Origin of the sequence: Methylomonas koyamae (genome assembly GCF_001644025.1) — a bacterium.
In the GTDB taxonomy this organism is placed as follows: Bacteria; Pseudomonadota; Gammaproteobacteria; order Methylococcales; family Methylomonadaceae; genus Methylomonas; species Methylomonas koyamae_A.
Window position 1 is genome coordinate 1 of record NZ_LUUK01000176.1, and the last position, 19,663, is coordinate 19,663.

Annotated in this window: 18 protein-coding genes and 1 pseudogene; 15 read left to right on the forward strand and 4 right to left on the reverse strand. The window is 57.5% G+C overall.

The annotated features are described in order from the left end of the window. Positions 1-1,263, forward strand: a 1,263-nt coding sequence (locus tag A1355_RS14015) for a S41 family peptidase (protein ID WP_064029178.1), incomplete at its 5' end; no start/stop codon positions are given. A gap of 109 nt (positions 1,264-1,372) precedes the next feature. Here the strand turns inward: A1355_RS14015 and A1355_RS14020 are convergent. Then, a complete protein-coding gene (locus A1355_RS14020; protein ID WP_064029180.1) occupies positions 1,373-1,828 on the reverse strand; it encodes a DUF934 domain-containing protein in 456 nt (151 codons plus the stop codon). Then, positions 1,815-3,467: a nitrite/sulfite reductase gene (locus A1355_RS14025; protein WP_064029182.1), complete on the reverse strand. Its 1,653-nt coding sequence runs from the start codon at positions 3,465-3,467 to the stop codon at positions 1,815-1,817. Before A1355_RS14025 ends, A1355_RS14020 begins: the two co-directional genes overlap by 14 nt. A 213-nt stretch (positions 3,468-3,680) precedes the next feature. Here A1355_RS14025 and nhaD point away from each other — a divergent pair, with 213 nt between their 5' ends. After that, positions 3,681-4,988: a sodium:proton antiporter NhaD gene (nhaD, locus tag A1355_RS14030; protein WP_175463725.1), complete on the forward strand. Its 1,308-nt coding sequence runs from the start codon at positions 3,681-3,683 to the stop codon at positions 4,986-4,988. Between the two features lie 41 nt (positions 4,989-5,029). Further along, positions 5,030-6,373, forward strand: a complete 1,344-nt coding sequence (locus tag A1355_RS14035; RefSeq protein ID WP_064029186.1) for an AmpG family muropeptide MFS transporter — start codon at positions 5,030-5,032, stop codon at positions 6,371-6,373. Between the two features lie 175 nt (positions 6,374-6,548). Here A1355_RS14035 and A1355_RS14040 read toward each other — a convergent pair whose 3' ends face one another. After that, entirely contained in the window at positions 6,549-7,616 is a 1,068-nt protein-coding gene (locus A1355_RS14040; RefSeq protein ID WP_064029188.1) for a lytic transglycosylase domain-containing protein, read from the reverse strand. A 279-nt stretch (positions 7,617-7,895) separates the two neighbouring features. Here A1355_RS14040 and A1355_RS14045 point away from each other — a divergent pair, with 279 nt between their 5' ends. The 6 genes from A1355_RS14045 to A1355_RS14070 all read left to right on the forward strand — a co-directional run bounded on the left by A1355_RS14045 (position 7,896) and on the right by A1355_RS14070 (position 14,769). After that, on the forward strand, positions 7,896-8,906 hold the full coding sequence (locus A1355_RS14045) for a hydrolase (RefSeq protein ID WP_064029191.1): 1,011 nt from the start codon (positions 7,896-7,898) through the stop codon (positions 8,904-8,906). Between the two features lie 118 nt (positions 8,907-9,024). Continuing rightward, complete coding sequence (gene moaA, locus A1355_RS14050; protein WP_064029194.1) at positions 9,025-10,038, forward strand: GTP 3',8-cyclase MoaA; 1,014 nt, start codon at positions 9,025-9,027, stop codon at positions 10,036-10,038. Between the two features lie 15 nt (positions 10,039-10,053). Further along, positions 10,054-10,413: a YajD family HNH nuclease gene (locus A1355_RS14055; RefSeq protein WP_064029196.1), complete on the forward strand. Its 360-nt coding sequence runs from the start codon at positions 10,054-10,056 to the stop codon at positions 10,411-10,413. Next, positions 10,413-10,988 carry a DNA-3-methyladenine glycosylase I gene (locus A1355_RS14060; protein ID WP_064029198.1) on the forward strand — a complete coding sequence of 192 codons (576 nt, stop codon included), beginning with the start codon at positions 10,413-10,415 and terminating at the stop codon, positions 10,986-10,988. The genes A1355_RS14055 and A1355_RS14060 overlap by 1 nt, the downstream gene beginning before the upstream one ends. Continuing rightward, positions 10,985-11,458 (forward strand): HugZ family protein, encoded by a 474-nt coding sequence (locus A1355_RS14065; protein WP_064029200.1) that lies wholly within the window; start codon positions 10,985-10,987, stop codon positions 11,456-11,458. The genes A1355_RS14060 and A1355_RS14065 overlap by 4 nt, the downstream gene beginning before the upstream one ends. Positions 11,459-11,487: 29 nt before the next feature. Continuing rightward, on the forward strand, positions 11,488-14,769 hold the full coding sequence (locus tag A1355_RS14070; protein ID WP_064029202.1) for an EAL domain-containing protein: 3,282 nt from the start codon (positions 11,488-11,490) through the stop codon (positions 14,767-14,769). On the opposite strand, the gene A1355_RS14075 is transcribed toward A1355_RS14070, so the two are convergent. Next, complete coding sequence (locus A1355_RS14075) at positions 14,762-15,904, reverse strand: hypothetical protein (protein WP_064029204.1); 1,143 nt, start codon at positions 15,902-15,904, stop codon at positions 14,762-14,764. The two genes, A1355_RS14070 and A1355_RS14075, sit on opposite strands and share 8 nt — an antisense overlap. A gap of 193 nt (positions 15,905-16,097) precedes the next feature. On the opposite strand from A1355_RS14075, the gene A1355_RS14080 reads away from it, so the two are divergent. From A1355_RS14080 to A1355_RS25745, 6 genes and pseudogenes are all read left to right on the forward strand, one after another. Next, entirely contained in the window at positions 16,098-17,063 is a 966-nt protein-coding gene (locus A1355_RS14080) for an ABC transporter substrate-binding protein (protein ID WP_064029206.1), read from the forward strand. A 2-nt stretch (positions 17,064-17,065) separates the two neighbouring features. Further along, a complete protein-coding gene (locus tag A1355_RS14085) occupies positions 17,066-17,824 on the forward strand; it encodes an ABC transporter permease (protein ID WP_231883672.1) in 759 nt (252 codons plus the stop codon). Next, complete coding sequence (locus A1355_RS14090; protein WP_064029208.1) at positions 17,821-18,564, forward strand: ABC transporter ATP-binding protein; 744 nt, start codon at positions 17,821-17,823, stop codon at positions 18,562-18,564. The genes A1355_RS14085 and A1355_RS14090 overlap by 4 nt, the downstream gene beginning before the upstream one ends. Beyond that, positions 18,491-18,712, forward strand: a pseudogene (locus A1355_RS26425) (hypothetical protein); the annotation flags it as partial. The gene A1355_RS14090 and the pseudogene A1355_RS26425, both read left to right, overlap by 74 nt. A gap of 52 nt (positions 18,713-18,764) precedes the next feature. After that, the gene (locus A1355_RS26430; protein WP_269454759.1) at positions 18,765-19,130 is read left to right on the forward strand and encodes an IMPACT family protein; all 366 of its coding nucleotides are present in this window, start codon (positions 18,765-18,767) and stop codon (positions 19,128-19,130) included. 236 nt (positions 19,131-19,366) lie between these two features. Further along, positions 19,367-19,528 carry a hypothetical protein gene (locus A1355_RS25745; protein WP_168028338.1) on the forward strand — a complete coding sequence of 54 codons (162 nt, stop codon included), beginning with the start codon at positions 19,367-19,369 and terminating at the stop codon, positions 19,526-19,528. The last annotated feature ends 135 nt before the right edge of the window (positions 19,529-19,663 follow it).

Below are 19,663 nucleotides of genomic sequence, written 5' to 3' on the forward strand. Positions count from 1 at the left end.
GCGCCGGCGGCGGCCAAGGCCGACGACCTGCAATCGTTGCCGTTCGACGAGTTGAGAACCTTTACCGAGATTTTCGGGCGGATTAAACAGGATTACGTCGAACCGGTATCCGATAAAAAGTTACTGGAGGATGCGATTCGCGGCATGTTGTCCGGCCTCGATCCGCATTCGGCTTATCTGGCCAGCGAGGAATATAAAGAGCTGCAAGAGGGTACGACCGGTCAATTCGGTGGGCTGGGCATCGAAGTCGGGATGGAGAACGGATTCGTGAAAGTGGTTTCGCCGATCGACGATACGCCGGCTCAAAAGGCCGGCATCAAGGCTGGCGATTTGATCGTTCGCTTGGATGACAAGCCGGTCAAGGGAATGACGTTGGCGGATGCCGTGAAAGTGATGCGCGGCGAACCGGGCACCGACATCGTGCTAACGGTCATCCGTGAAGGAGAGGAAGCGCCGTTGAAATTTACGCTGACCCGCGACATTATCAAGGTTAAAAGCGTCAAAAACCGTTTGCTGGAGAAAAACTACGGCTACTTGCGGATCAGCAGTTTTCAATCGGGCACCGGCCAAGGCTTGCTGGACGCACTGGACGAATTGAAGAAAGAAAACGAAGGCCCGCTGAAAGGCTTGGTGTTGGATTTGCGCAATAACCCCGGCGGTGTATTGAACGCGGCGGTCGATGTCAGCGATGCCTTTATCGAGTCCGGTCTGATCGTCTATACCGAAGGCCGAATCAAGAATTCGGAAATGCGTTTTAATGCGACGCCGGATGACGTTATTAACGGCGCGCCCATCGTCGTGCTAATTAACGGCGGCTCGGCTTCGGCATCCGAAATTGTTGCAGGAGCGCTGCAAGACCATAAGCGCGCGATCATCATGGGCGAAAAATCGTTCGGCAAGGGTTCCGTGCAAACCATATTGCCTACCAGCAATGGCGCGGCGGTGAAGCTGACAACGGCCCGTTACTTCACGCCTTCGGGTCGGTCCATCCAGGCGGAAGGTATCGAACCCGACGTCACGCTGGCCCGCTTCAAGCTGGAGGCGTTGGATAAGGCCAAATTGGAGTCGATCAAGGAGGCTGATTTGACCCACCATTTGACCAACGGGAATGCGAAACCGGATAAAAAAGCGGATGAGGACGATAAAGAAGACGCCAAGGACGTATTGCAAAAAGACGGTAGCGACACTGAAACCGAAGTGCGTGACTATCCGTTGCATGAGGCGCTGAATTTGCTGAAAGGCATCGCCATCATCAAGAAGTAGGCGGCTGCGTAGTCGCATAAAAAACCCGGCTGGCCGAGAGGTCGCCGGGTTTTTGTTTGTTTACGGCGCGGCGTTTAAACGTCCGCCCCGAGTAGTGGTGTGGGTGGCTTCAACGAGCCGAGGGTTGATAGGTAACGCTAAAATCGTTAAACGCTGCCAAGGCGACTTGGGCTTGCGCTTCATCCGCTAGCGCGAAAGTGTCAACGCCCACGCGGGAAAGGTAAAAAACCTGATCCGCCGAAAATTGGCCGACAGCCCTGATTTCGCTCCTGTACCCGTATTTATCGCGCAACAACCGGACCAGGGAAAAGCCTCGGCCGTCCGTGAAGGTTGGGAAATCCACCTCGATCAGCGACAAATTGGGTAGGTCGCCGGCGAGGTCGCCGATATTGTCATCAGGCTCGATGCGCACGCCGGTTTGACCTGTCCGGCCGGAAAGGACGGCTTTGTCGTTCAGCCAGCGTTGAAGAGTCACGGTGACGTCGCTATCGCCGGGGATCTCGGCATCGTCAGCGAGAAACCGCCAGGCGTCCGTGGTTAATGTACGGTCTTTAATGATTTGCATAAACTTTTGCTTTGAATGGTTCCAGGCCAACGCGGTAGACGGTTTGCAGAAAAGCTTCGTTTTCCTGACGCAGTTGCAAGTAGACATCGAGTATCGTTGTGATCGCGGCCGTGATTTGGGCTTTGGCGATTGCCGGACCCAGGCGTTCGCCGATCGCCGCGTCATTTTCCGACGAGCCGCCGAGCGTGATTTGGTACCACTCTTCGCCATGCTTGTCGACGCCTAGAATGCCGATGTGGCCGACGCTTTGATGGGCGCAGCCGTTCATGCAGCCTGACATGTTGATCTTCAGGTCGCCGACGTCATGGATATAATCGATATCGTCCAGGGCTTCGTTGATTTCCTTGGCCACGCCGATCGATCCGGCGTTGGCCAGCGAGCAAAAGTCCAGTCCGGGGCAGCAGATCATGTCGGTGACGGTGCCGATATTCGGCGTGGCTAGCTTAAGCGCGTCCAATTGCCGCCAGAGTTGGTACAGACTGGCTTGCTCGACATCGGCCAGCACCAGATTTTGCCGGTGCGTGCTTCTGATTTCGCCGAAGCTGAAGCGATCGGCAAGCTCTGCCAATGCGTCTAGTTGTTCCGAGGTAATGTCGCCGGGTGGCGAATCCGGCGCTTTCAACGACACGTAAACCCCGCGATAGCCCGGGATTTTGTGCTCGACGGTATTGTGCTTCACCCACTTCGCAAAACGGCCGTCCTCGGCTTGTTTCGCCGAAAAGCCGGTATCGTCGCCGGTAAAGTCGCGGTAGGGTGGTGGCGCGAATTGGGCCTTGATTTCCTCGATACGCTCGTCGCCGAGCACCAAGGAATCGCGGATTCTGAGCCATTCCTCCTCGACCATCGCCGTAAATTTTTCCAATCCGGTTTCCTTGACCAGGATCTTGATGCGGGCCTTGTATTTGTTGTCGCGCCGACCAAACAAGTTGTAAATCCGCACAATGGCTTCCAGGTAGGACAGCAAATGCTTTTTCTCCAGAAAGCCTTTGACGGTTTGACCGATAATCGGCGTTCTGCCCAAGCCGCCACCCGCCAAAATTCTAAAGCCGGTTTCACCCTGCTCATTTTTTATCAGGTAGACCCCGATATCGTGGAATTGCACGGCGGCGCGATCATGACCGGCGCCGCTGACCGCGATCTTGAATTTACGTGGCAAATACGCGAACTCCGGGTGCAAGGTTGTCCATTGCCGAATAAGTTCGCAATAAGGGCGCGGATCTTCTATCTCGTCCCGGCATATGCCTGCCAAATGATCCGAGGTGGTGTTGCGCAGGCAGTTGCCGCTGGTTTGAATCGCATGCATTTGCACGGTCGCGAGCTCTGCGAGTAAATCGGGTACTCGGGAAAGTTCCGGCCAGTTGTATTGAACGTTTTGGCGTGTCGTAAAATGGCAATAGCCGCGATCATAGTCGCGTGCCACCGACGCAAGTTTGCGTAATTGTCGAGACGACAGTAATCCGTAAGGCACCGCGACACGCAACATTGGCGCGTGCGTTTGGATATAAAGGCCGTTCATTAGGCGTAGCGCGCGGAACTGATCGGGGTCCAATTCTCCGTTCAAAAATCGCTCGGTCTGCCCGCGGAACTGCCGGACTCGCTCTTCGATAAGTGTTTGATCTCTTTGATTGTATTGATACATTTAGGTGGGCGGATCGCTTTACTGACTAATTTGATAGGTAATTGAATATTATACTCGCTGGGATTAAATGACAAAGAATATTGTATGGTGGTACCATGCCCGGTTAGATTTTTCCGCTTTTGATAACGACTAGAACATATAGAGGATAAGGGGGCTATCTTGTTGCGCGCACTGTTGATTTTGGCCGGTTTGTTGTTCCTACCGGAACTCGCCATGGCCGAAGAATTTAAGAATCTGGGGCTGACCGGAACCGAGCGGGGCGTCTATACCGTTCTGATTTTCCTGGTTGCATACGGTTTCGTGATGGCCGAGGAATTTACTCATTTGCGCAAATCGAAACCGGTCATATTCGCGGCGGCGGTCATTTGGGCGCACGTGGCGATTTTGGCTCACGACGCCGGCGTATCCGGCGAAGAGCTGCACAGCGCATTCGAGCACGACCTCAAGGAATATGCCGAATTGATGCTGTTCCTGCTGGTGGCGATGACGTATATCAATACCATGGCCGAGCGCAACGTCTTCGAAGCGTTACGATCCTGGTTGATCAGAAAGCAGTTCGGCTACAAACAGCTGTTCTGGATCACCGGCATCATCACCTTTTTCCTGTCCTCGGTAGCCGACAACCTGACGTCTGCCTTGCTGGTCGGCGCCGTGGTCATGGCGGTCGGCGCGGATAACGAAAAATTCGTCTCTGTCGGTTTCGTCAATTTGGTGATTGCCGCGAATGCCGGCGGCGCGTTTTGCCCATTCGGCGACATTACGACCCTGATGGTTTGGCAAGCCGGTTATGCCGAATTTTTCGACTTCTTCAAGTTGTTCATTCCTTCGGTCGTGAATTTCGTGGTGCCGGCGTTTTTCATGGCGCAAGCGGTTCCAAGCGGGCAGCCTGAAGCAACCAACGAGGCCGCTGTTGAATTGAAGCCCGGTGGTTGGGTGGTGTGCGGTTTGTTTGGCGTTACCATCGGTTTGGCGGTTAGCTTCAAACAGTTTCTGCATTTGCCGCCGTTCATGGGCATGATGGCGGGTTTGTCCATCCTGATGCTATTCATTTATTACGTAAAGGTTCGTTTCTCCGCGGCTGATGAAGTGCGTCTCGATGTCTTTGATCGGGTAAAAGAAGCTGAGTGGGATACGTTGCTGTTTTTCTTCGGCGTGGTTTTCGCTGTCGGCGGTCTGGGTTACATCGGTTATCTGGAGTTGCTGTCTGCCGCGATGTACGACGGCTTGGGCCAAACCACCGCCAACATCCTGGTCGGTGTGATATCCGCCGTCGTCGATAACATTCCGGTGATGTTCGCGGTGCTGAACATGAATCTGGACATGGACTTGTACCAATGGTTGTTGGTGACATTGACGGCTGGCGTCGGCGGTTCGCTGTTTTCGGTCGGATCGGCCGCGGGTGTGGCGCTGATGGGGCAGTCCAATCATAAGTACACCTTCTTCAGTCACTTGAAATGGACGCCGGTTATCGCCGCCGGCTATGCGGCTAGTATTTTGACCCATTATCTGATCAACGGCTAAGCGCCGTCGGTCGGATTGTCGTTGTAAACCAAGGAAAGCGCGTGTCAAATACTTCTGGTAGTTGGCACAGCGCTTTTTTTGTTTATACCCGGCCGAGGGTCGCGGCGATGATCTTTCTGGGTTTTTCGGCCGGCCTGCCTTTTTCGTTGATTTCGACCACGCTCTCCGCTTGGCTGGCCGACGAACACGTCGATTTGTCGGTCATCGGCTACTTCAGCTTGGTCGGCGTCGCTTATTCCGTCAAAGTGTTGTGGGCGCCGGTGGTCGATCGTTTGCCGCTACCACTTTTGGATTCCTGGCTAGGGCGGCGGCGTAGTTGGATGCTGAGCGCGCAACTCGGCATCGCGGTTGGCCTGTGGGCGATCAGCGGTGCGGATGTGGTAGGTCACTTGGCGGATGTCGCATTGCTGGCCGTATTGGTGGCTTTTTGCTCGGCGACCCAGGATATCGCCATCGATGCCTATCGAATCGAGGCGGCCGCTGTCCGCTTTCAAGGCGCGATGGCCGCCATGTATGTATTTGGATATCGCTTGTCGTTATTGGCCGCCGGAGCCGGTGTTTTTTATATCGCCGAATTCGCCAGTTGGCGATTGGCTTACCAAGTCATGGCCGCGTCGATGTTGTTGGGCATCATCACGACGCTGTTGGTCAAAGAGCCGTCTCACAAGCAAGCGGCTGAAGAACGGCAGCTGGAAGCATCGCTTGAATCGGCGCTGGGTATTGCCGATTTGTCTTCGCCCCTCAAGCGCTTGACGGGTTGGCTGTCGGACGCGGTGCTTAGTCCGTTTGTCGAGTTTTTCCAGCGAAACGGCAGAACCGGGTTGCTGATATTGCTGCTGATCGCGGTTTACAAGATGAGCGACATCGCGATGGGCGTGATGGCAAACCCCTTTTATCTGGAACTGGGTTTCAGTAAAAAGGATATTGCCGACGTCAGCAAAATTTTCGGTTTTTTCATGACCATCCTCGGTACTTCGCTGGGTGGGGTTCTGGTGATGAAGTTCGGCATCATGCGACCGCTGTTGCTCGGGGCCGTGATTGTAGCCGCCACCAATTTGCTGTTCGCCGCATTGGCGGTCGTCGAGCCGGATACCCGCTTATTGGCCGGCGTAATCAGTGCCGACAACCTTAGCGGCGGCATTGCCTCGGCGGCTTTCATCGCCTATCTGTCCAGTCTGACCAATACGGCTTACACCGCCACCCAATACGCTTTGTTCAGCTCGTTGATGACCTTGCCGGCCAAATTGATCGGCAGTATATCCGGCGAAGTGGTCGCGCAGTTCGGTTACCATGCTTTTTTCGTGTATTCAGCCGTGATCGGCCTGCCTGGGGTAGTGTTGGTGCTTGTGCTGATGCGCTTGCCGACGGCCAGCCCGGACAAATAACAGCGGATATGGCGACATGCGATACAAGCTAACTTGCCTAACCCAGGTCCAAGATCGGCCAATGAGCGGTTATTGGCAACCCGAGAAATTCGAATATCGTAGATCTTCAAATCCGCGGAGTTTCCGCTGACCCATTTCAGCCGACTTCGCGCGGCTCGCGTTTAAGCCCTCGCGATCAAAACCCCGGTATGCCAAGCTGCTGGATTTTGACGGCATTATCGCCTTCTTCGTAGGCCAACAATTTGCCGTCCCGCTGCCACAGTTTGAAAGCCAGGGCGTAGGACAAAACCCGGATCGGATAATCGCGCGGCAAGGTTTGCAGATAGGGTTGCATCGTCACGAAATCGGTCGCGCCGTATTGCTGCATGATGAAGCGCAAACCACCGTTGCGCGGGCCGATGTTGTAAGCCAGCAAACCCAGAAACAAATCGCCGCGCATTTCCTCAAGATAGTGCTTTAACGTGGCGGCCGCCAGATAAGCGTTATGGCGCGGATCGTTCACTTGCGGCTCCGTCACATCGAGCAAATCGGCGGTTCGACGGGTGATGAACTGGGGGACGGCGGTAATCTGAAACAAGCCTTTACCGCCGTCATGACTGTCGCGCGGTAAAAACGACGATTCGGTGGCGGCTACCCCCAGCAACAGGTACTCGTCGACGCCGATGGCGTCGGCGGCTTCGCGGATCGCCGAACGGTAGGCGTCGGCGCGTTGCAGCAGTTTTTGCAGGCCGCCGATTTCGTGGCGACGGTAAGCGGCGTAAACCTGGTGAGCCAGCGTCACTCGCTCAGCCTCGGACTTGCCGCCAACCAACGTGCGAAAGTGGCCGAATACCGGGGTATAGCCGTCGTGAAACACAAACCACAGCATCCCCAGCGCCAGGCTCAGCGCCAGGCCGGCCGGCAGCTGCGCCAACCGCCGCGCCAATGGCACGCGCAATTGATACCAGCCGACCAACAACAAGGCCGCTGTCACGATCAACGCCACGACGCCGCCGGCAAACGGTAGCAAGCTGCTAAAAAATCCCGAGCCGGATAACCAGCTCGCTGAATAGCCCAGCACCACCATCGTCGCCAACACGGCGGCCAAGCCCAATCCGACGGCTTCGGCCGCCAGCAAACGCCAGTCGGATGGCGGGGCCGGCGGCGGTTTACGCCGAGGTTTGCGAGCGGATGGCCCCGCAGGCTTCGGTTTGCGAGCCGGCGCGGCGAGTTTCTTGGGCTTAACGGCAACGGGTCTGGACATCGTGAGCGAATCGGGTGCGGGTTCTGGCATTGTGGCCGGTAAATCGTCTATGCTCGTCGGTCAACGCAACCAGCTTGAGATGAGATCATGGTAACACCAGGCCGACCGGGCGGCGAATCGGCCGATTACCGAACGAATGTTTCAATGATGTCCTTACATTCCAAACTGACGGCCTCGGTTGAGCGGCTTGGTCCCGATTGGGTTCTTGGCCGCTCGGTTGGCGATTCTCGGGACGCCTCCGAACCGTTTCGCGGTTCGCCTGAAATGCCGCGGTAGTCAATGTCCAACGAATTCCGCCCAGCTTGGTGGCTGAACAACCGCCATTTGCAAACTATCTATCCAGCCTTGCTGCGCCGCGTCGAAGCACCGATCGACTTGCGGCGCGAGCGATTGGAGACGTCGGACGGCGATTTCGTCGATTTGGATTGGCTCTACGACCGGCAACCCACACTGGCGATCTTGCTGCACGGCCTAGCCGGCAGCAGCCGTTCGGGTTATATCGCCGGCGTGCAGCGGCGACTCCGTCAACTCGGCATCGGCAGCGTAGCCCTGAATTTTCGCGGTTGCGGCGGCGAGATGAATCGGCTGGCGCGCTGCTATCATTCCGGCGACACCGAGGATGTGGATTTTCTCTACCGCACGTTGCGTCGGCGCCTGCCGGATACCGCGCTGGCGGCCGTCGGATTTTCGCTGGGTGGCAACGTGTTGCTGAAGTGGTTGGGTGAACGGCACGATTCGATTGAGTTGCGCGGTGCCGTCGCGGTGTCCGTGCCGTTGATGCTGAATTTGTGCGCCGACCGCTTGGATAGCGGCCTATCCAGAATCTATCGAGATTATCTATTGCGCGAGCTAAAACAATACATCGTCGCCAAGCGCCGCCATCTGCACCGCCTGGGCCGTATCGAACAAGCCGGCTTGCTCGACGACTTGGGCGATCTGGCGCCGATCCGTTCGTTTTGGGAATACGACGACCGGGTGGTGGCGCGGCTGCACGGTTTCAGCGACGCGCACGATTACTACCGACGCTCCAGTTCGCGCCAATTTCTGGGACGAATCGAGGTTCCAACCTTGATTCTGCAGGCCGAGGACGACCCGTTCATGACGCCGGCGGTGCTACCGGCCGCCGCCGAGTTGGCGTCCGGCGTGACGTTGCAGGTTTGTGGCGGCGGCGGCCACGTCGGCTTCGTAGGCGGCCGTTTGCCGTGGCGGCCGGCATTTTGGCTGGAGCAACGAATCGGCGATTTTCTGCTCGCGCACTTACCGGAAAGTCGCCGCGAAACCGGTGGATAACTGAACCCATCCCGTCCACCAAGGTCTATCGCCGCACTTTCAGCCGAGCTTGGCCGCCGTAACTGGCCGCCGCGCGACTCTGTGGTAGAATTTTTGCCTCTTTTCCCGGACGATTTCGATGGGCTCCGTACAAGCGATTAGACCCTTCCAACTGACAGACCGCTTCGGGCGGGTCGTCAATTACCTTCGGGTATCGATTACCGACCGTTGCGACTTTCGTTGCGTGTACTGCATGGCCGAAGACATGACGTTTCTGCCGCGCAAGCAAATTCTCAGTCTGGAAGAAATCCAGTTCATTTGCGAAGCCTTCGTCGGCCTTGGCGTGAACAAGATTAGGGTCACCGGCGGCGAGCCGCTGGTGCGTAACGGCGCGTTGGATTTATTACGCAACATCGGCGCCATACCAGGCCTCAACGAATTGGTCTTGACCAGCAATGGCTCGCATCTGGCCGATATGGCCGGCGACTTGCGTGCCGCCGGCGTGAAACGCATCAACATCAGCCTGGACACCCTGGACCCGGTCAAATTCAAAGCCTTGACCCGTACCGGCGAACTTGGCCAAGTGCTGGCCGGCATCGAGGCCGCCCGCTCGGCGGGTTTCGAGCGCATCAAGCTGAATGCGGTCGTCATGAAGGATCGCAACCACGCGGAAGTCGGCGATCTGGTGCAATTCGCGGCCGATCGCGGTTTGGACATCAGTTTTATCGAGGAAATGCCGTTGGGCAAAGTCGATCAACACCGGCGCGGCGACAGTTATTATCCGAGCGAGGCGATCCGCGCCGACTTACGGCCGCGCTTCAAACTCGAAGCCATCGCCGACTCGACCGGCGGCCCGTCGGCGTATTTTCGGGTGGCCGGCAGTACCAGTCGGGTGGGCTTTATCTCGCCGCTTAGCGCCAATTTCTGCGCCGCTTGCAATCGGGTGCGCCTGACCGCCGAAGGCAGGCTATTGCTGTGTCTGGGCAACGAACATTCGGTCGATTTGAAGGCGGTGGTCCGCGAGCATCCGGGCGATTTGGCGGTCTTGCAACAGGCTATCGTCGCGGCGATGCGCATCAAGCCGGAAAAGCACGAATTCAACATCCATGAACAGCCGGTCATTCTGCGGCACATGAGCGCGACCGGCGGCTGACCCAGGAGTATCGACATGTCGGACAACAAAGCCTATCACATTATCGCCGAGGCTCGGCGTTACAAGGAAGAGCGCGAAAAAGGCTACCGCGAGCAAGCGCTGAAATTGTTTCCGTGGATTTGCGGCCGCTGCGCCCGCGAATTCGACCACAAGAACTTGCGCGAGTTGACGGTGCATCACGTCAACCACGATCACGACCACAATCCGCCGGACGGCAGCAACTGGGAATTGCTGTGCTTGTATTGCCACGACAACGAGCATCAACGCTATGAGGAGCAAGTGCGCTACGGTAGCAAGGGCAGCTCGGACGGCAAGTCGCCGACCGCTACCTTCAACCCCTTCGCGGATCTGAAAAAGCTGATGAACAAAGACTGATGGCCGGCAAATGCGTCTGGGCGCTGGCCAGCGCCAACGAAGAGCATTACCACGACCACGAATGGGGCGTGCCGCTACACGACGACCGGCGGCTGTTCGAGTTTTTGATTCTGGAAGGCGCCCAGGCCGGCTTGAGCTGGCGAACGATACTGGACAAGCGGCCGGCTTATCGTAGCGCCTTCGACGACTTCGATCCGCTGAAAATCGCCGCCTACGATCAGGGCAAAATCGACAGCCTGTTGCAAAATCCCGGCATCGTCCGCAACCGCCTGAAAATCCAGGCCGCCGTCGCCAACGCCAACACCTTCTTGGAGGTTAAGCAAGCCTATGGCAGTTTCGACCGCTATATTTGGGGTTTTGTCGATGGCCGGACCGTACAAAATCGCTGGCGCGCTCACGCCGAGATTCCGGCCTACACTGAAGCATCGGCGCGAATGAGCAAGGATCTGCAAAAGCGCGGCTTTAAATTCGTCGGCAAAACCATCTGCTATGCTTATATGCAGGCGGTCGGCATGGTCAACGACCACACCGTCGATTGCTTTCGCCACCCGCAACTTTCGCCCGCCCTTCAATGAATTCACCGCAACCGGACGCCGAATGCCTGGCCTTAATCGCGCGTCTGGATAGCTTGATGCTGGCGACCCGCTCCGAACAACATCACGCTGAAGCCAGTTACGCGCCGTTTCTGTTCGATCGCGGCGCGTTCCACATTTTCGTTAGCGCCTTGGCCAGTCATACCGGTAACCTGCTGACGCATCGTCGGGCCGGCGTTCTGCTGATCGAACCGGAAGCAGACGCCGCGAATCCCTTCGCCCGGCGCCGGGCCAGTTTCGAGTGTCGGGTCGCGGAAGTCGAGGCCGATAGTGGTGAATACGGCAGCGTGCTGGATTCGATGCAGCAACGCTTGGGCGCGACCGTGGCATTGCTGCGAAGCTTGCCCGATTTTCGGTTGCTGGCGCTGACCCCTATCCACGGCCGGTATATCGCCGGCTTTGGCCAGGCTTACGATTTGGATACCCGCCGTTTCGGCGAATCCGCTGATTAGAGGCTTTCGACCTAAACAGCGCCTCTATCATGCCTGCCGCACTGAAACTTATATTGGCGAATTTGACGGTGGCGCTGGCGTATTTCGTTGGCGGTTACCTGGGTGGCCTGCTAACGACGCCGCCCAACTACGCCAGCCCGGTGTGGCCGCCGGCCGGCATCGCCCTGGCCGTGACGCTGGTTTACGGCAAAACCATCCTGCCCGGATTGTTCCTCGGCGCTTTGGCCGCGCAGGTCCACGCCTTTTTAAACCCAACGCTATTCGAAGATAATCTGGCGCCATTGTGGTTGGGCGCTACCGCCGCGCTCGGCGCCTGTGGACAAGCCCTGCTGGGCGCTTTTTCGATCCGGCGCTGGCTAGGGCAATTCAATCCCTTGATGGATAGCCGGCACATCGTCAGTTTTTTTGCATTGGCCATCCTCAGTTGCCTGGTTTCCGCGACGGTCGGCTGTACCTACTTGTTCAGCAGGGGATTGGTCGCGCCGGCCGATCTGGCCTTCAATTGGGGCGTTTGGTGGGTCGGCGATTCGATAGGCACGGTGATTTTCACGCCGCTGTTGTTACCCTTCATTGCCGCGCCGCGCCACGTTTGGCGGCGTCGGCGGGTGTCGGTGGTGATGCCGCTCCTGGTATGCGTCGGTTTGGTCGCCGCCGCCTTCGAGTTTAACCGGCACCAAGAGATTCAACGTCTCCGGGATGGCTTCGGCAAGCAAACCGCATTGCTGAGCGCGACGCTGCGCCAACACATCGCCGATCACCTGTCAGTCAACCGCACGTTGCGGGCGCTATTCGACAGCAACAAATTCATCGGCCGCGAGCAATTCAATGTGTTCGGCAAAGCGCTGCTCGAGGCGCATCCCGAGTTTTTAGCGCTGGAATGGTTGCCGCTGGTGCGCGCCGAAGATCGACTGGGTTTCGAAGGCCAGTATCGCCTAGATGTACTCGAGTATTCCGCCGGCGGCTGGTTGGCCGCCGAACACCGCCCTTACTATTTTCCCCAACTCTATCGGGTCGGCGCCAGCCAGCCCGATGGCTTCGACGCCGCGAGCGAACCCGAGGCCGCCGCCGCGATTCTGGCGGCGGCGGGCAGCGGCGAATCGACATTGGCCCGCCGCGGAGATCGCGCTTGGGCGCTGTATACGCCGGTATACGCCAGCGGCGTCGGTCGGTCCGCGTCCGAACGCCGAGCCGGATTAATCGGTATGCTCGCCAGCGTGTTCACGTTGAGCGACGAAATCGCCCATCCGCGCGCGCTACTACCGGACAGTCGGCTGGTTCTGGCGATCAAGGAGGGCGAGACTCCGCTATTCGACAATCAAACCCAGAACCGCTTCGACAGTCTGCATTTGCCTGCTTTCGAAAAACGAGAAACCATCGCTTTTGCGGACCGTCTTTGGACCTTGATTTATCGGCCGGCGCCAGAGTTCTATGCGCTTCAGCACACCTGGGACGCGCGTTGGCTGCTGCTTGGCGGCTTCGTGTTCTCGGCGTTGACCGCGTTCGGTCTGATGCTGATCACCGGCCGTACCGCCAGGGTAGAGGAACTGGTGGCGCTGAAGACCCGCGACCTGCTACGCAGCAATCAAGCCCTGAACATCGAGATCGAGCGGCGCAAGCAGCAGGAGAACGAACTGCGCGTCGCCGCGACGACGTTTCAGTCCCACGAGGCCATCCTGATTGCCGATCCCCACGGCGCCGTCGTTCGGGTAAACGACGCCTTTACGGATATTACCGGTTATCCGGCCGAGGAAATCGTCGGTCGCCATGCCAGGCTGTTATTGAGCGGCACGCCGGCGCGCAAGATTGGCCGCGGGATTGTTCGCGCCCTGACGGACAAGAACCAATGGCAAGGCGAGTTTTGGAGCCGACATAAGGACGGCAAGCCCTTCCCCGGCTGGCTGACTGTGACCGGCGTCCGCGACGACCAAAACCGCTTGTTGAACTATGTGGCCATATTTTCGGACATCAGCGAACAAAAAGCCGCGGAACGGGAAATTCACGAGCTGGCGTTTTACGACCCGTTAACCGGCTTACCTAACCGCCGTTTGCTACTGGACAGGCTGAAACAAGAAATCGCCGCCGCCAAACGTCAGCAGACCTATGGCGCGCTATTTTTTCTGGATTTGGATCATTTCAAGCATTTGAACGATTCGCTCGGCCATAATGTCGGCGACGACTTGCTGACCCAGGTAGCTCGGCGCTTACGGAACATTATCCGCGAAGAAGATACCGCCTGCCGGCTGGGCGGGGACGAGTTCATCGTGATGGTGCCCGGCCGTTATCACTTGATGGAACAGGTCAGCGACCACGCCGCGATGCTGGCGGAAAAAATTCTGCAGACCATCAATCAACCGTTTCAAGTCTTTGGGGGCGAGCACCATTTTTCGACCAGCATCGGCGTCACGCTATTTCCGGAAGCGACCGACCAACCCGAGGCGGTTATCCAGCAAGCCGACACCGCGATGTACCGCGCCAAGGCCAACGGCCGCAACAGTATTAGCTTTTACCGGCCGTCGATGCAGCAGTCGGCCGATCGGCGCCTGACCTTGGAAAAGGAGTTGCGCCAAGCGTTGAAGTCCCACCAGTTTCTGTTGCATTACCAGCCCCAGGTCGATCACCTGGGCCGGGTGTTGAGCGTCGAGGCGTTGATTCGCTGGCAACATCCGGAAAAAGGCATGATTTCGCCGGCCGAATTCATACCGATCGCCGAGGAAACCCAGCTGATTCTGCCGATCGGCGAATGGGTCATCGAAGAGGCTTGCCGGCAAATCCGCCGCTGGGATCAACAAGCCGTGCCGGTACGCCATATCGCGGTCAATGTCAGCTCCCGGCAATTCCGCCATGCCGGCTTCGTCGCGCGCATTCGCCACATTCTGGCCGAAACCGGCATAGATGCCAGCCGCTTGGTCCTCGAATTGACCGAAGGTTGCGTCATCAGCGACATCGACGATACCGTCGAGAAAATGCGCGACCTGCAAGGCATGGGCATCCTGACCTCGATCGACGATTTCGGGGTAGGCTACTCATCGCTGTACTACCTGAAGAAGTTGCCGATTTCCCAATTGAAAATCGACCAAAGCTTTGTCCGCGACATCGCCGTCGATCCCAACGGCGCGGTGATTGTCGAAACCATCATCAACATGGCCAAGAATCTGGGCTTGAACGTGATTGCCGAAGGCGTCGAAACCCAGGAGCAAATCGAGTTTCTACAGGCCAAGGGCTGCTTGTCCTACCAAGGGTTTTATACCGGAAGACCGGCGTCCGCCGACAGCTTCGGCCGGCGAACGCATCCGGCCGCGCCGCTTACCTGACGCAAGTCGTGGTCGGCTTGGTCCGCAACCAATTGGCCAGGCGATTGGCGGCGCTTTGCATGGCGTCGTCCTTGAAACGCATGCCGCTATAGGCCAAGGCCCGCCAGACTTCGCGGGCATCCACCAATTTGTCGCCGCCCAAAATAGTTTCGCCGCTCCAGCACGTGCGGGTATTGCCGTCCGAGTGCAGCACGCCGTCGTCGCCGACTCGGGCGGCCAGCCACTGTGCGGCCAGCTTCAAGTCGGCTTGCAGGGTCTCAGTATGAACGCCGTCATAGCCCGCCATCAGCAGCTCATTGATCTGATTGATCGCTACGGCTTGATAGTGGGTATCCCAACCGGATTTCTCGATGAAATAGCCGGCGGTACCGTCGAATTTTTCCAAAGCGGTTTCCAAGTAACCTTCAACTAAATTCAGCGCGAATTCGTCTTCGAACAGGGAGCCGCAGGCTTGATAAGCCACGGCATCGAACAGCAAGCGATTTGCCGCGTAAAGGTCGGCGTTGTACAAGGATTCGTCTTGAGACTCCAACCAGGCCAGTGCCCTGGCCAGGGCGGCGCTGACCGCCTTGCGCTCGGCATCGCTTCCGACTTGGACCGCTGTTTCGCTCGGATATTGATTCAGCGCCTTAACCGCCAAACAGGACTCGCCGAGAAAAAAACTGGCCGCTTGAGCAACGATACCCGGCGTGATCGTGTAGCCTCGCATCGATTCGGGCAACTGGAACGGCACGCTGCCGTCGACGCCTATCGAATCGGCTCCCACTTTCATTGCCATGAAAGCCTTGCGGGCGTCGGCCAAGCGTCCGGCCGCCAACAAGGCCCGCGTGGCCTTGCCGCTATACAGTTGCCAACGCGGGCTGAACATGCCGTTCCATTGATAGTTCCGTCCCAGGAAGTAGTTGCCGGTCGGTGGAATACCCGGTGTAATGAAGGAAAGACTGTCTTTTAGGAATTTGCCGTAAACCGCTCCGTCCGAGGTTTTAGGTTCGATCGTCGCGCCGGCTGAAGGCGGCGAAGCTTGATTGAGTTGTTCGACCGATATATCCCATTCCGGTGGCACTAGCAGCCAGGCGATGGCTATCGTTAGAATCGCCAACAAGCCGCTCGCCCAAAGTATCCTAGTTTTATTCATACGTTCTCCTGATGTTTCGTTGTAATTGCATTTGGCTGCCGGGCTACTCCGGCGACGGCTGTCCCGAAACAGCGCGAAATTTAATGTTAGGCGCTCCAAATTCGCGTTTGTTGCATGCCCGCGCAACAAACCTTCTCCAATCGGCGGCGGCTGAGCTAAAATCCGCGCGACACAAAACTTACGACTTAAACCGATGAACGTCAAAAATTGTTTACTCAGCGTAGTGTTTTTATGCATTGGCAATGCGGCGTATGCCGATAAGACGCCCATTCGCCTGGGTACCATGGCGGCCGGTACCCTGAACTGGGAATTGGCGGCGATGCGCGACCAGGGCTTGCTGGAAAAAGCCGGCTTCAGCCTGGAAGCGGTGGCGATCGCCAATCAGCAGGCCGGCAAGGTGGCATTGCAAGCCGGCGCGGTCGACGTCATCGTCTCGGACTGGATTTGGACTTCCGCAATGCGCGCGGAAGGCCACGCCTACAGTTTTTATCCCTATGCCGATACCTCCGGCGTGTTGTTGGTCCCGGCGGATAGCCCGATCAAAACCCTAGCCGATTTGCCCGGTAAAAAACTCGGCGTGGCCGGCGGCGAGCTCGATAAGAACTGGCTGTTACTCCAAGCCTTGGGCAAGCAACAGCAACTCGACTTGAACGCCAGCGTCGAGAAAGTCTACGCCGCTCCGCCGTTGCTCGGCCAGCAATTGCAGAGCAAACGGCTGGACGCCTTGCTGACCTATTGGCAGTTCGCCGCGCATCTGGAGAGCCTCGGTTACCGAGCCTTGCTTAGCGGCGAAGACATCATCGCCAAACTCGGCATTACCGAAACCGTTCCCAGCCTGGGTTACGTGTTCAAACAGGACTGGGCTGATTCGCATAAGACCGATTTCTTGCAGTTTCTGACCTTGAGCCGGCAAGCTCGCGATACTTTGTGCAGCTCCGATGTCGCCTGGCAAAAAATACTACCGCTCACCGACGCCGCGACGCCGACCGAGCAAGACCGCTTGCGTCAGCGCTATTGCCAAGGCCGGGTGGAAGCCTGGGGCGCTCCGCAACAAGACGCTGCTCGGGCCATTTTCACGCTATTGCACGGCTTAAGCGGCAATAAGTTGACCGGCGGCGCCGATCGTCTCCAAGCCGGGACATTCTGGTCGACCGACTGACCGTGGCGGTACCATTTTGCTTGCCCCGCGTTGCGGTGCCTCTGGCCTCGCTGGCGCTCCTGATCGCGCTGTGGAGTCTGGTCGCCACGGCGGCGGCCAATCCCAGCCTACCGCCGCCCAGCCGTGTCGCTGTCACCCTTTACCGGGCAGTAGCTTCCGGCGAATTGCCTTATCACTTAGGCGTCACGCTACTACGCCTTTCGATCAGTTTTACGATCGCGATGTTGTTGGGCTGCGGACTGGGCTTGGTACTCGGTCGGCATAAAAAGCTGGATGCCTTTTTCGACAACTGGTTGGTGTTATTTTTGAACATCCCAGCCCTGGTCACCATCATCCTATGTTACGTCTGGTTCGGTCTGTCCGAATCCGCGGCGATCCTGGCGGTCGTCATCAACAAATTGCCCAACGTGGCGGTGACGATACGCGAGGGCACCCGCGCGCTGGACCGGGATTTATTGGACATGGCCCGCAGCTACGGTTTCAGTCCCGCCAAAACCCTGCGGCACGTCGTCTGGCCGCAACTGCATCCGTTCGTGATGAGCGCGACCCGCTCCGGTCTGGCGCTGATCTGGAAGATCATCCTGGTCGTCGAGTTGCTTGGCCGCGGCAACGGCATGGGCTATCAATTGCATCTGTTTTTCCAGTTGTTCGACGTCGCCAGCTTGTTGGCTTATACGATTGCGTTCGTCGCGGTGATTCAACTCTTGGAATGGCTGGTGCTCAGACCGCTGGATGCCAAGGCGCGACGGTGGCGGCGATGACCGATATAGAAATCAGCGTCCTCGACAAAACTTACCGACCCGAGCATGCCGCCGACCGCCAGCATAAGGCCATCGCCGATTTGCAGCTTCGGGTGGCGCGCGACCAGTTCGTCTGCCTGCTGGGACCGTCCGGCTGCGGCAAAACCACGCTGCTGAACATGATTGCCGGCCTGGACAGCCAGTACCAGGGCCAGATTCGCATCGGCCGCCTCGCGAGCCGGCCGAAAATCGGCTACGTATTTCAGAGTCCCAGATTGCTGCCGTGGTACGACGTGCGCCGCAACATCGAACTGGTCTTTCCCGCCAAACCGCCGACCGAATTGATCGACGCCTTGCTGGACGCGATGCAGCTCGGCGATGTTCAGCACGAATTTCCCGAGCGCCTGTCGCTCGGCATGCAACGTCGGGTGGCGATCATACGCGCCTTCGCGATCGATCCGGACTTGCTGTTGATGGACGAACCCTTCGTGTCGCTGGACGCGCCGAGTGCCCGTCAGGTCCGTAACCTGTTATACACGCTGTGGCAACAGCGCCCGCACACCGTGTTGTTCGTCAGCCACGATTTGCGCGAGGCCATCGCATTGGCCGACAGGCTGATTTTTTTATCCCCATCGCCGATGCGCATCGTCGCCGACATCGTGGTCGACATTCCCCGGCCGCTCCGAAATGACGAAGTTCAAATCGAAACCTTCCGGGGCACTTTGTATAGTCGGCATCCCCAGATCGCCGACCTGCTGTAACGTGAAAACCGTAGCCGCCGAATGGGCGGTCGAAGAACTCATCAAAAAATCGCGTTTCATCGGCGTCGTTTGCCCCTGCTCCCGGGAACGCGATGCGCTGCTGTTTATAGAGCGTTTGCGCGTCCAACATTCCGGCGCCAGTCACGTCGCGTTTGCCTACCGAGTTCTCGGAGCGGACGGACTGATCGGCCGCTGCAACGATGCCGGCGAACCCAGCGGGCACGGCCGGCAAGCCGATTTTTCAACACTTGGACGGCAAGCAATTAATCAACCTGTGCGTCGCGGTGGTGCGTTATTACGGGGGCGTCAAGCTTGGGGCCGGCGGTTTGACCCGCGCCTATGGCAGTCTCGCCAAGCAGGTCATCGACGCCGCGCAAATCGTTGAACATATCGAATTCGCCGAGTGCGAACTATCCCTGGATTACTCGCGTCTCCAAATGCTGGACTACCATTTGAAAAAGCTGGACGGCGTTATTGTCCACCAAGATTTCGCCGATTCGGTGACGTTGCGCGTCAAGCTACCCAAACACCAACTCGCCGCGCTTCAGGCGCTGATTCGGATTTAGCCCGTCAATCAAATGGCCACGCGTGGACGCCGGAATCATACCGGTCGCAACCTAACTTATTCTGTTGCGAATCATCAACATTCAATTTATATCTGGCACAGATGACAACTTGATGGCAACATTGTATCCAAATTTGAAACAAAGCATCTACGGATTGCTGTATTGTAAATAAAACGCTTGGGCCTTATAGTGAAGTCGTGTTCATTGCATTCGACTGTTTCAGTCTAGGAGTCCAAATGAAATCATCCAAAAACCTTTACCGTGACATTCTGACCGGCCTGTTTTTCACGACCGGCGTGTTTGGCTTTATGTCCGGCGAATTCGTGATTTCCACGATGCTGTTTGGAGCCGCCACGATCTCGAGCAACCTCGATTTCAACGGCTCGTTTCGCGCCTAGTTTTTAGTTGTACCTCCTCGTTGTTTTTTAAGCCGTTCGTTCCATAGCTCTGTGCTTGTCCGCTGCCCCTCACTCCGGGGCGGCGGGTCTTTTTCGTTACTCTCCCCACTGGTTTCTCTATTCGCCGCTCCAAGC

Coding starts and splice junctions, on each gene's coding strand:
- A1355_RS14020 (WP_064029180.1), bottom strand. CDS start 1,828: ATGCAAATCATTAAAGACCGTACATTAACCACGGACGCCTGGCGGTTT.
- A1355_RS14025 (WP_064029182.1), bottom strand. CDS start 3,467: ATGTATCAATACAATCAAAGAGATCAAACACTTATCGAAGAGCGAGTC.
- nhaD (WP_175463725.1), top strand. CDS start 3,681: ATGGCCGAAGAATTTAAGAATCTGGGGCTGACCGGAACCGAGCGGGGC.
- A1355_RS14040 (WP_064029188.1), bottom strand. CDS start 7,616: ATGTCCAGACCCGTTGCCGTTAAGCCCAAGAAACTCGCCGCGCCGGCT.
- A1355_RS14045 (WP_064029191.1), top strand. CDS start 7,896: ATGTCCAACGAATTCCGCCCAGCTTGGTGGCTGAACAACCGCCATTTG.
- moaA (WP_064029194.1), top strand. CDS start 9,025: ATGGGCTCCGTACAAGCGATTAGACCCTTCCAACTGACAGACCGCTTC.
- A1355_RS14055 (WP_064029196.1), top strand. CDS start 10,054: ATGTCGGACAACAAAGCCTATCACATTATCGCCGAGGCTCGGCGTTAC.
- A1355_RS14060 (WP_064029198.1), top strand. CDS start 10,413: ATGGCCGGCAAATGCGTCTGGGCGCTGGCCAGCGCCAACGAAGAGCAT.
- A1355_RS14065 (WP_064029200.1), top strand. CDS start 10,985: ATGAATTCACCGCAACCGGACGCCGAATGCCTGGCCTTAATCGCGCGT.
- A1355_RS14070 (WP_064029202.1), top strand. CDS start 11,488: ATGCCTGCCGCACTGAAACTTATATTGGCGAATTTGACGGTGGCGCTG.
- A1355_RS14075 (WP_064029204.1), bottom strand. CDS start 15,904: ATGAATAAAACTAGGATACTTTGGGCGAGCGGCTTGTTGGCGATTCTA.
- A1355_RS14080 (WP_064029206.1), top strand. CDS start 16,098: ATGAACGTCAAAAATTGTTTACTCAGCGTAGTGTTTTTATGCATTGGC.
- A1355_RS14090 (WP_064029208.1), top strand. CDS start 17,821: ATGACCGATATAGAAATCAGCGTCCTCGACAAAACTTACCGACCCGAG.
- A1355_RS26430 (WP_269454759.1), top strand. CDS start 18,765: ATGCCGGCGAACCCAGCGGGCACGGCCGGCAAGCCGATTTTTCAACAC.
- A1355_RS25745 (WP_168028338.1), top strand. CDS start 19,367: ATGAAATCATCCAAAAACCTTTACCGTGACATTCTGACCGGCCTGTTT.